A 10,411-nucleotide genomic window follows, 5' to 3' on the forward strand; every position below is an offset into this window, starting at 1 on the left:
ATCCCGGGCGCACCAGGCCAACTGCTTGTCCCAAGAAGAAACTGGCTGCAAGAGGTAGAGCAACCCGCCCTCCAGCCGTCCGGTGCAGCTAGGGCCCCACGCCTGCAGCCTCCATGGGAAAACTCTCTTGGCCCTTGAGCTACAGGAGGCTCCGCCGCCGGCAGACCAATCGGAGCCAGTGGATCTGGAGGGCAGCGCAGCCGCTCGGCTCTAGGCGCGGGCTATGCTATGCTAGAAGCTTCTCCTCAAAGCCGAGCCCAACTGGGCTTCAGCTAGGGCCGGATCCCTCGCTTTCCCTTAACCTTATTTTTGCTAGGCTTGAGCCCCAGCGACGCCCCTTCTCAAGACCATGGACGAACTCAACACCCTAATCCAGGATCTGCAAGCTGCCTTTGGCGACAGCAGCAAGCCCGTGCTCTCAATATATGCCGACACCAACCCTGCTCGTCCCGAAAATGCGGGTCGCGCCTGGGTGGGGCGCATCAAGAATACCCTCAAGGAGCTGCTGGAGAGAGAGGAGAGCAAGCCTGATAACTCCCTCTGCGAGCAAGTCCTTGCTCTAGTGGAGCAGGAGCGCCCTTCGGCCCGCACCCTGGTTCTTTTTGCCAGCCGCAATCCCGCTGGCAAGCCAGTGCTGCGCCGAATCGACCTGCAGGTGGAGCTGCCGGTGGTGGATCTGGCCCATGGGCGGGTGGAGGCCCGCTGGGGGGAACCTTACCTCACGCCCCTTTTCTTTGCCTTTGATGAATACGAGCGGGGTGGGGTGTTGCACCTGTCTGGCAGCAGGTGGCGCTTCTACGAGCTCTTTTTGGGAGAACTGCGAGAGGACACGGAAATCTTTGCCAACATCAGCGCCGAGGAATGGCAGGAACTGCAGAAGCTGGCCGGCCGCATTGAAAATGCCGTTGCCGAACGTCGCGCCCGCAGCGGTGGCACCTTCGACAAGCTTTCCCCCAAGGAGCGGGAGGCGGCCAAGGTCAGCCTGTGGATGCACAAGCTCTACCTGCGCCTGGCTTCCGCCCTGGATAAGGCAGTGGATCGCCTGGGCATTGAGCGGCTGGTGCTCATGGGTGAAGCCTGGCAGGTGTCCCACTTTGAGGGCTATCTCAACCGCGGCCTACGCAACCGCATCGTCGCGCGGGTGGGGCACCCCGCCAACCTTCACACACCGACGCCGCAAGACATCCTCGACCGAGTGGTACCCGTCCTGGAGGCCGCTGAGCGCCGAGGAGAGCTGGCTTTGTTGGAGCGGATTCGAGAGCAGCCCGGCGCTTGGGGCTTGGATGCGGTGCTGGACGCCCTCCAGCTAGGCCGGGTGGAAATCCTTGTCCTGCCCTGGAGGCTAGAGGCCACCATCTGGCGCTGCCCAGACGGCTTTGTGGGAGGAACCCAGGAGATGGCCCAGCTCCTTTGCCCAGAGCCACAGCCGGCACCCCTGCGGGATCTGGTGTGGGTGCTAGGCCGCGATTTTGGCGCTAAACTGGAGTTCGTTCGCGGCGAAGCTGAAGAGCGCTTGCTCCACGAGTTTCAGGGAGCAGCGGCGCTGCTGCGCTGGTAGGTCTAGCAACTTGAGCAGGGATGGCTCAACCCTCTAGCTAGATCCCAGAGCAACGGTGTAGGCTGCTAGCATAATCTGGCCCATCCTGTCTAGCGAGGGATCCCCTTGACCCAATCCATTGACCTCCCCACCAGCGTCGATACGTTCTTGCAAGAGCTGGCCGCCATTCAGCAAGTGGGGCCAAAGCGAATAGCCATCTTGGGCACTCGCCATGTGCCCATTACCCACCAGTACCTCATCGAGACCCTCAGCTACGCCTTGGCCCTTACCGGCAACCGCATCCTCACGTCCGGGGCTATTGGTACCAACCTAGCTGTAATTCGTGGAGCAATGCGGGCAGATATTAAATCCTTGACGGTGATCCTGCCCCAAAGCCTAGAGCGGCAGCCGGCAGAGTCGCGGGCCAGTTTGGAGCAGGTGCTGCATCTGGTGGAGCACCCTGAAAACGACCACCTGCCTCTAGCGGAGGCCAGTCGCCTCTGCAATCTGGAAATCATCAGCAAGTGCCAGCAATTGATCTGTTTTGCCTTTCACGACAGCGTCACGCTTTTGGAGGCCTGCAGGCACGCTGAGGAGCAACACAAGGTGGTTACGCTCTTCTACTTCGACTAATTCCTTGGCGAAGGAGGGCAGGCAGAATGGGGTCGCTGGTGGGAAACTCGCCACCCTTTCCCAAGGCCCCTGCCTCCTCTATCGGGGTAGGGGCAGCCAAAGAGAGTGTCTACTTTCGCTCCGATGCCCAAGGGATCCACCTGCACCTGCCCACCACCCTAGCTTGGGAAGAAGTCTGGGAGGAGCTCGTTTGGCAGTTGCGCAGCCGCAAGTCCTACTGGACGGGGGTGGCTCCTCTAACCCTGTGGTGCCAGGAGCGAGAGCTGGAGCTGCCCACCCTGCAGGCCCTGGCTGTCCTGTTGGCGCAGCATCGGCTGCAGCTATGGCGCGTCCAAACTCGATCCCGCACGACCGCCATTGCCGCGGCAACCTTGGGCTATTCGGTGGAGCAATCCTCCCTTTTGGAGGTGGTTCCCTCTCCTCCTCCCGACACTACCCCTCTGTACCTGCGTTCAACCGTGCGCTCGGGCATGTCCGTACGCCACCGTGGCTCTGTCTTCCTGTTGGGAGATCTCAACCCCGGCGGCGAGATCGTTGCGGGCGGCGACATTTGGGTTTGGGGACGGCTGCGAGGGTTGGCGCATGCCGGCGCCGAGGGGGATAGAAGCGCGGTGATCCTGGCTTTGCAGTTGGAGCCCACCCAATTGCGCATCGCCGACCAGGTGGCCCGCCCCCCAGAAAGTGGCTCCCCTTGCAATACCCCTGAGGTGGTTTACTTGCAAGATGGTGCCATCTGCATCGCCAGCCTTCAGGAGTTTCTGCGGAGAAGAGCATGGGCCGAGTTATCGTCATAACCTCTGGGAAGGGAGGAGTAGGCAAAACTACCCTGACAGCCAACTTAGGCACTGCCTTAGCGCGCTTGGGTCGCTCGGTAGCGGTGGTGGATGCCGACTTTGGCCTGCGCAACCTGGATCTGCTGCTGGGCCTAGAGAATCGGGTAGTGTACACGGCTCTAGAAGTCATTGCAGGGGAATGTCGCCTTGAGCAAGCGTTGGTGAAAGACAAACGCACCCCCAATCTCTCCTTGTTGCCAGCAGCCCAAACCCGCAACAAAACAGCAGTCAACCCGGAGCAAATGCGGCAGTTGATGGAGAAGCTTGCCGGTAGCTACGACTATGTGTTGATTGACTGCCCAGCCGGGATTGAGCAGGGATTTCGCAATGCCATTGCCGGGGCAACAGAAGCCCTGCTGGTGACTACGCCCGAAGTAGCTGCCGTGCGGGATGCAGACCGGGTGGTGGGCCTGTTGGAAGCGGCGGGGATCTCCTCAATTCAGCTCATTGTTAACCGCCTGCGCCCCGATATGGTAACCGCTGGCCAGATGATGGCAGTGGAAGATGTGGTGGAGGTGCTGGCCATCCCTTTGGTGGGTATGATTCCGGAAGACCGAGAGGTGATTGTCTCCACCAACAAGGGAGAACCCATGGTTTTGGCTGCCCGTCCTTCTCCGGCTGCCCAGGCCATTCAGCGCATTGCCCGACGGCTGGAAGGGGAGGTGGTGGAGTTTCCCAAGTTGGCCGGCTTGGGTGAGTCTTTCTGGGAAAAGGCAAGGCGATTTTTAGGCCAAAAGGTGTTCTGAAGCCCAACAGCCCTTAGCTCTCTTTCAACGAGACTGGAATAAAGCCCATGCTCCTCGAGTTTTTGGATCAGCTTTTTCCCCGCTCCCCCGGCGGCAGCCGCGAGCAGGCCAAGCAGCGCCTGAAATTCATCTTGGCCCACGACCGCGCCAATCTCAGTCCGGCAGCCCTGGAATCGATGCGGCTGGAAATTTTGGGGGTGGTCTCCCGCTATGTGGAGCTGGACTCGGAGGGGATGCAATTCCACTTGACCGTGGAGGGGAGCACAACGGCCCTCATTGCTAACTTACCCATTCGCCGAGTTAAGCCGCTGGCAGCAGCCGAACTCGACCCTTCTGCAAAGGGGCAGCCGGATTAGCCAGGGGGGTTCACTTCGGCCTGAGCTACCCTGGGCTCAGGGAGCATCTGCCCTCGGCAAAAGGATGCTTTCTCCTGTCTGTCCCAGGGTGGAGTTCTCTGCAGGTGTTTCTAGTCTCTCATGGCAGCTTTGAGGGGCAACCCTACTGAACAGGAGAGAGCTGCTGGGGCAGAGTTCTCACGGAGGGAGGTTGAGCCTCGGCATGGAAAGCTCTTTTGAGCTGACGATCCTGTTTACGCTGGCCTTGGTGGCCGGGATCGCAGCTCAAGTCCTGGCTAACTTTGTCAAGGTGCCCAGCATTGTCTTCCTGCTGCTGTTTGGGGTGCTGCTGGGGCCAGATGGCTTGGGCTGGGTTCGCCCCCAGATCATGGGATCCGGTCTGGAGGCGCTGGTGTCGCTAGCAGTGGCCCTGATCCTGTTCGAGGGAGGGCTGAACCTGCGGCTACAACGCCTCAACCAGGTCTCCGGCAGCCTGCGCAATCTGGTATTGCTGGGATCGCTTTTGACCTTGGGAGGGGGGGCACTGGCGGCCCACTATTTGGGAGAGTTCCCCTGGCCCCTAGCCTTTCTGTTTGGATCCCTGGTGGTGGTGACGGGGCCAACTGTAGTTAACCCCATCCTCAAGCGGGTACGCGTCGATCCCGCCGTCAGCACCCTCTTGGAAGGGGAAGGGGTGCTCATCGATCCAGTGGGGGCCATCTTGGCAGTGGTGGTGCTGCAGGTAGTGCTTTCCGGCCACCCCAGTTTCTTGATGGCCTTGGAGCAGCTATCTAGCCGCTTGGCCATTGGGTCAGCGGTGGGGGCGCTGGGGGGCTGGCTGATGGGATCCTTTCTGCTCTGGTCGCGGCAATTTTTGACGGAGGAGCTGCGCAACTCGGTGGTGCTGGCGGGGGCGCTGGGGGTATTTGCCCTGGCTCAGTCGCTGCGCTCAGAGGCAGGGCTGATGGCGGTAGTGATGGCAGGCCTAGTGGTGCGGCAGAAGGCAGCCATTGCCGAGCGGAGCGTGCGCCAGTTTCACGGCCAGTTGGTGGTAATGGCCATCTCGGTGCTGTTTATCTTGCTCACCTCCACGCTGTCCCTAAAGGCGGTATTGGCTTTGGGCTGGGGAGCCTTGGCCACGGTGCTCTGCCTGATGCTGGTTGTCCGCCCCTTAAGCGTGTGGCTGTGTACCTGGGGCAGCGATCTCAACTGGCGGCAGAAGTTGTTTGTGGCCTGGCTAGCTCCCCGCGGCATTGTGGCGGCTTCGGTGGCTTCTTTGTTTGCCATTTTGTTGACGGAGCGGGGCATCACTGGGGGAGATGCCCTCAAGGCGCTAGTGTTTTTAACCATCTCGGCCACGGTGACAGTGCAGGGGCTAACTGCCGCCTGGGTGGCTCGTTGGCTGGGCCTAGACCAAGGCAGTTCCACCGTGATCCTTGGGGATCACCCGCTGGTTGAACCCTTGGCCGAATTGCTGCGCTCCCTCAACCAAGTCGTGGAGGTGCTGCCCTTGCCTTCGGCAGCCTGTTGGCGCCAGCCCGCTGGCCAAACCGAGCCCGACGGCCACAAGGGTGGCTCTGCCCTGGGGGATGAAGTTGGCCGGCTGCTGCCGGGATCGCTGCAGGAAGTGGTGCTGAGCGAGTCGGCCCTGTTGAAGGCCGATATCGACCATGCGGAGACGCTGCTGATCCTGACGCGGGATCCCCAGATGAACTGGGCCATTGCCGAGCTGATGGTGAAACTCGCAGTTTCCGCTGCCATCTGGACGGTGTTGCTGCCCGAGATGCCCATCCTAGAAGGGATCCGCACCCTGCCGATCTCTTTTGCCCAACTGCAACGCTGGGCCGGCTACCTAGAGGCCAAGCGCGCGGAGCTGCGCTCGATTACCCTGCCCACTTTAGCGGATTTGGGCCTGAAGCCCTCCCCCTCTGCCGTGGCCTCGGCCCAGGAGTCGAGCTCGGCAGCGCGCTTAGCTCTGCTCAACCCCCTTTCGGCCCAAATAGGGTTGGAGGATCCCACCCTGGAGCGGCTGCGGGATCAGTTTGCCTACCGGATCAAAGCCGATCTCTGCCTGCCTTTGCTACTGGTGCGCCCGCAGCGGGCAGGGAGCTGGTGGCAAAAGGGAGCTCGGCCATCCCCGGTAGGGCGGCTATTTTACCTGCCCAAGCCGGACATGTGGCGGCGCGGGGATTGCATCTACTACCTAGAGCGCCTGGCCAGCCCTGTAGAGGCCGCGGCTCCCTCTGCAAGAGACCCGGATTTGCCCCCAGCCGAGTTCCTGCCCCAGTATGTTGGGGGCGTCAAGCTCCACTTCGATCTCTAGGAACCTCGGGGCAGCCAGCAGCCACTGGGGATGAGGGGGCACCCCTGCACCTGCTCGGGCCGGCCCAGGTAAACCCAGGCCGAGGTGCCACTTTCCAGTTGCACCCACTGCCGCTGGTACAGCCGCGGGTGGTCTTCTAGCTCGTCCAAGCGGGGCAACAGGCTCAGGGGAATGCGATAGCACTCGCCGTAGAGCCGATTTCGGCCAGGGATCGCCATGGGGTAAGGGCCGAGATCGTAGAGGTCGATGTGGTTGAGGCTGTCTGTTCCCAAAAACTCCGCCCCTTGCAGCAGGCTGTGGTACTGGCCGCCCCGCCGCAGGGAGCCGTAGACAAAAACCACCGTCGTCTGTTCCATCTGGCTCTAGGAGGTGGGGAATTGGGGGGACTGGGCCCATTTTTGGCCAAGGCGCGGCTCTGAGCCGGCCAGCAGGCGCTCGATGTTGCGCCGATGGGCGCCGATTACATAGATCCCGCCCGCCAGGGCAAACACCCTATAGGGCAGGGGCTGAGCCGTTGCCCACATCAGCAGCGGAGCCGCCACCGCTGCCAGCAGGGAGCTGAAGGAGACGATGCGGGTGAGGGCAATCCCCAGCAGCCAGACGCCAAAGGTAGCCAGGGCCACTGGCCAAGCCATGGCCAACAGGATCCCTAGGCTAGTGGCCACCGACTTGCCGCCCTTGAAGCCCAGCCAGCAGGAGCGGCTGTGGCCAACCACTGCCCCCAGGGCAGCCACGGCCACCCACCACGGCGACCCCAGAGCCAGTCCCAGCGCCACCGCTGCGGCCCCCTTGGCGGCATCCACCAGCAGCACCAGCAGCGCCGGCCCTTTGCCCAGCGTCCGCAACACGTTGGTTGCCCCCGTCGAGCCGGAGCCCGCTTGGCGGAGGTCGATCCCGCCCCACCAGCGGCCCACCCAGTAGCCGGTGGGGATGGATCCCAGCAAGTAGCCTCCAAGGGCCGCAAGGAAAGCCAAAAGCCAGGCAGGCATAGGCAGGTCTTGAACGCTCCTTTTCACTTTGCCACAGGGCTTTCTTCTAGTCCCCCTTCGCGACAGCCCTGCGGCTTAGGCTAGCCAGGTTGACCTCCCAAGCAAGGCGCGGCTGCACAAAGTGCAAAAGCTGGCGGCGAATTTGCTCCAACCGCCAAATGGCCTGGCGGGATCCCTGCGCCCAGAAATGCTGCTGCAAGTAGTCAATCAGCCACAGCTGCGCTGGCAAATCGAGAGCAGCTACTGCCCTAGCTAGCTCCAGCGCCTCTCGCAGCGAGGGGGGCCAGCGCCTTAGATCCTGTAGCAGCGACGGCGGAAGGCTCTGCAGATGCTGATGGGCGGCCAGCGCCCGTCCAGGGCTGCCTTGGGCCAGGGCAATGAGCTCTGAGCGAGGGATCCCGGGCAGCTCCGGGCAGCCCAAAGCAGCCAACACTTGCTCCGTCTCGGCCGAGCTGAGGCGGCGGAAAGGCACCGTCTGGCAGCGGGACAACAGCGTCGGCAGCAGGGAGGCCGCCTGGGGTGCGATGAGAACGATGTGGGCCGGCCCAGGCTCCTCCAGGGTTTTCAGCAGGGCATTGGCTGCACTTTCGGCTAGGGTTTCCGCTCCCTCTAGCACCACCAGCGAACGGCGGGCGCGCATTGGCCTACGGGCACAGAAGCGCGACACTTCCTGCACCTGTTCCAGGCGAATTTGCGGCGGGGAGCGCCGCTGCAGAGCTTGCGCCTCGGGGGCATCTGCTGGGATTAGGCGACCCTGATGGAGATAGGTGGGGCTGACCCAGTGGAGATCGGGGTGGGTGCCCGCCAGCAGCCAATGGCAGCCAAGGCACTGGCCGCAGGGGATCCTGGTGTTGGACTCGCACAGGAGAGCTTGAGCAAACCAGCGGGCCATCAGGCGCCGCCCCACCCCTTCTGGCCCTAGGAAGCAGTAGCTTGAGGTCACCCGCCCTTTCTCTAGGGCCGCCGCGAGCAGCTGCGCCGCCAGCTCCTGGCCGACAATGTGGTGGGGGGGCAGAACCTTTACCCCCTCAACTGTCTCGGGGGCCGTGGGCTGAAGCATGGCAGAGTACCCTAATCCCGGGCAAAGCTACCAAGGGATCCCTCCGGGGGGCAAAGCCTCATCTCTGCCCCAGTTTCGCTGTTAGCCGGTGGGATCCAGCCGCATTAAAACTTGGCCAAATTCCACCGGCTGGCCGTTGCTCACCAAAATCTCCCTTACCACACCTGCTGTTTCTGCTTCTATCTCGTTCATCACCTTCATGGCCTCGATAATGCACAGGGTTTGGCCTTTGTTTACCCGTTGACCTACTTGGACAAAGTCCGCTTCTCCAGGAGCAGGAGCGCTGTAGAAGGTTCCCACCATGGGTGACACTACCTCCACCCAGTGGCTCGGTGGAGATTTGGGGGCAGGCACAGGAGGAGGAGTCTCGGCAGGAGCAGAAGGGGGCGAAGCAGTAAGGGAGGGAGCAGTGGTGGAAAGCTGAGCAGCAGAGATTCCTTTGCGCAGAGTAAGGCGGAAATCCTTGCACTCTAGAGTTAACTCGCTAACATCGCTCTCTTGCAGAGCGGCCAGCAGAAGGCGAATTTCCTGCCAATTAATGACATCCAAGGGAAGTCACCTGTCCACAACAGCAACCTAGCGACGGGGAAGAGCCATCACTCGCGGCCTAGGTAGGTGTCCGTGCGAGTATCGACTCGAACCCGCTCTCCCACTTTGATAAACAAAGGCACCTGGATCTCGGCGCCGGTTTCTAGCTTGGCAGGCTTAGTCCCCCCTGTAGCTGTGTCTCCCCTTACGCCCGGGTCCGTCTCCACCACTTCCAGGACGACACTGGTGGGCAGCTCCACGTCGATCACCTGCCCCTTCCAGCGCAAAACAGACACTTCCATATTTTCCTTCAGGTATTTCACGGCAGAGCCCACCTGGGCGGTACTGAGCACAGCCTGCTCGTAGGTCTCCATGTCCATGAACACGAGGTTATCTCCTTCCGCATAGAGATACTGCATGTTCACCTTTTCGATGGTGGCAGCAGGCAGCATTTCGCCGGCGCGGAAGGTTTTCTCGACAACGTTGCCGGTCTGCATGTTTTTGAGCTTGGTGCGCACAAAGGCCGCCCCTTTGCCTGGCTTGACGTGGAGAAACTCGATGACTTTGTAGGGAGCGCCATCAATCTCTACAGAGACGCCGGGGCGCAAGTCGTTGCTTGAGATCATGTCAGCACGGGGTCTGTGGCCTAGCCTTCCCAATCTTACCGCGCCTGGGGGGTACTCCGATTCACCCCGCTGAGATCAATGGGCGGCTGCCGTCCGTACTTAGGCAACACCTCCTGCCAGGGAGGGCGCAGGCCTGCAAGAAAGTCAGCACGGGCAAGCTCTGCCAGCGCCAGCACAGGCACCGGCTCTACCCAATCGGCGGCATCGACCGCTAGCGCCTGCGGCCACTGGCGGAGAAGGGCCTGCCAAGCCACCGCCTCCCAGAGTTGATCGGCCACTTCAGCCACTACCTGGTCTGGGCCTACCCGGTACACGCCGCCATACCGCTCCCCCCGCTTGGCATCCATGTGCACCGCCACCCTCAGGGGCTGGAGTGGGGATCCCTGCTCCTGCCACACCTGGCGGGCAATAACAGCCAAGGACGAGTAGCCAAACACGGGAATGCCCAGCTGCTGCCCCACCAGCCGCGCCACGCTCACCCCCAAACGGCTACCGGTAAAACTCCCTGGCCCGACGGCGACAGCGATCCCCGCCAGCTGGGACCAGTCTTGGCCAGCCAAGAACTCCTTTAGGCACGGGTGCAGCCGCGCTGCCATCTGGCGGTCTAGCCACCAACTTTGGCTACGGCCTTCCCTCTCCTCCAGCGGCAGGAGGGCTAGGCCCAAGACGGGCGTGGTGGTGTGGATCCCTAGAATCCAGCGGGCAAGCGACATGGCTTCTTTCAGGAGAGTTGACAGAACTTAACGGTTGGATTAAGGTTAGGTTGTCCATCTTCGCACTTCCACAGGGAAGTTAGGCTTT

Annotated in this window: 12 protein-coding genes; 6 read left to right on the top strand and 6 right to left on the bottom strand. The window is 61.9% G+C overall.

Annotated elements, in window-relative coordinates; all coding sequences use genetic code 11:
- Window positions 1-349: 349 nt before the first annotated feature.
- The 6 genes from NW812_RS09610 to NW812_RS09635 all read left to right on the top strand — a co-directional run bounded on the left by NW812_RS09610 (window position 350) and on the right by NW812_RS09635 (window position 6,407).
- On the top strand, window positions 350-1,558 hold the full coding sequence (locus tag NW812_RS09610) for a VLRF1 family aeRF1-type release factor (protein WP_414396254.1): 1,209 nt from the start codon (window positions 350-352) through the stop codon (window positions 1,556-1,558).
- Window positions 1,559-1,663: 105 nt separating this feature from the next.
- Complete coding sequence (locus NW812_RS09615) at window positions 1,664-2,170, top strand: DNA recombination-mediator protein A (RefSeq protein WP_414396255.1); 507 nt, start codon at window positions 1,664-1,666, stop codon at window positions 2,168-2,170.
- Between the two features lie 26 nt (window positions 2,171-2,196).
- Window positions 2,197-2,964 carry a septum site-determining protein MinC gene (gene minC, locus NW812_RS09620; RefSeq protein ID WP_414396257.1) on the top strand — a complete coding sequence of 256 codons (768 nt, stop codon included), beginning with the start codon at window positions 2,197-2,199 and terminating at the stop codon, window positions 2,962-2,964.
- Window positions 2,943-3,749, top strand: a complete 807-nt coding sequence (gene minD / locus NW812_RS09625) for a septum site-determining protein MinD (RefSeq protein WP_414396260.1) — start codon at window positions 2,943-2,945, stop codon at window positions 3,747-3,749. Before minC ends, minD begins: the two co-directional genes overlap by 22 nt.
- Window positions 3,750-3,796: 47 nt before the next feature.
- A complete protein-coding gene (gene minE, locus NW812_RS09630) occupies window positions 3,797-4,105 on the top strand; it encodes a cell division topological specificity factor MinE (protein ID WP_414396262.1) in 309 nt (102 codons plus the stop codon).
- A 202-nt stretch (window positions 4,106-4,307) separates the two neighbouring features.
- Window positions 4,308-6,407: a cation:proton antiporter gene (locus NW812_RS09635; RefSeq protein WP_414396263.1), complete on the top strand. Its 2,100-nt coding sequence runs from the start codon at window positions 4,308-4,310 to the stop codon at window positions 6,405-6,407.
- Here NW812_RS09635 and NW812_RS09640 read toward each other — a convergent pair.
- The 6 genes from NW812_RS09640 to tsaB all read right to left on the bottom strand — a co-directional run bounded on the left by NW812_RS09640 (window position 6,404) and on the right by tsaB (window position 10,323).
- Window positions 6,404-6,763 (bottom strand): gamma-glutamylcyclotransferase, encoded by a 360-nt coding sequence (locus NW812_RS09640; RefSeq protein WP_414396265.1) that lies wholly within the window; start codon window positions 6,761-6,763, stop codon window positions 6,404-6,406. The two genes, NW812_RS09635 and NW812_RS09640, sit on opposite strands and share 4 nt — an antisense overlap.
- A 6-nt stretch (window positions 6,764-6,769) precedes the next feature.
- Window positions 6,770-7,396 carry a glycerol-3-phosphate 1-O-acyltransferase PlsY gene (gene plsY, locus NW812_RS09645; RefSeq protein ID WP_414396268.1) on the bottom strand — a complete coding sequence of 209 codons (627 nt, stop codon included), beginning with the start codon at window positions 7,394-7,396 and terminating at the stop codon, window positions 6,770-6,772.
- Window positions 7,397-7,442: 46 nt separating this feature from the next.
- Entirely contained in the window at window positions 7,443-8,456 is a 1,014-nt protein-coding gene (gene holB / locus NW812_RS09650) for a DNA polymerase III subunit delta' (protein WP_414396271.1), read from the bottom strand.
- An 81-nt stretch (window positions 8,457-8,537) separates the two neighbouring features.
- Window positions 8,538-9,005, bottom strand: a complete 468-nt coding sequence (gene accB, locus NW812_RS09655; protein ID WP_414396274.1) for an acetyl-CoA carboxylase biotin carboxyl carrier protein — start codon at window positions 9,003-9,005, stop codon at window positions 8,538-8,540.
- 47 nt (window positions 9,006-9,052) lie between these two features.
- Complete coding sequence (gene efp / locus NW812_RS09660) at window positions 9,053-9,610, bottom strand: elongation factor P (RefSeq protein WP_414396277.1); 558 nt, start codon at window positions 9,608-9,610, stop codon at window positions 9,053-9,055.
- A gap of 35 nt (window positions 9,611-9,645) precedes the next feature.
- Window positions 9,646-10,323, bottom strand: a complete 678-nt coding sequence (gene tsaB, locus NW812_RS09665; RefSeq protein WP_414396280.1) for a tRNA (adenosine(37)-N6)-threonylcarbamoyltransferase complex dimerization subunit type 1 TsaB — start codon at window positions 10,321-10,323, stop codon at window positions 9,646-9,648.
- Between the last annotated feature and the right edge of the window lie 88 nt (window positions 10,324-10,411).

The organism is Synechococcus sp. O70.2 (genome assembly GCF_047462135.1).
GTDB lineage: Bacteria > Cyanobacteriota > Cyanobacteriia > Thermostichales > Thermostichaceae > Thermostichus.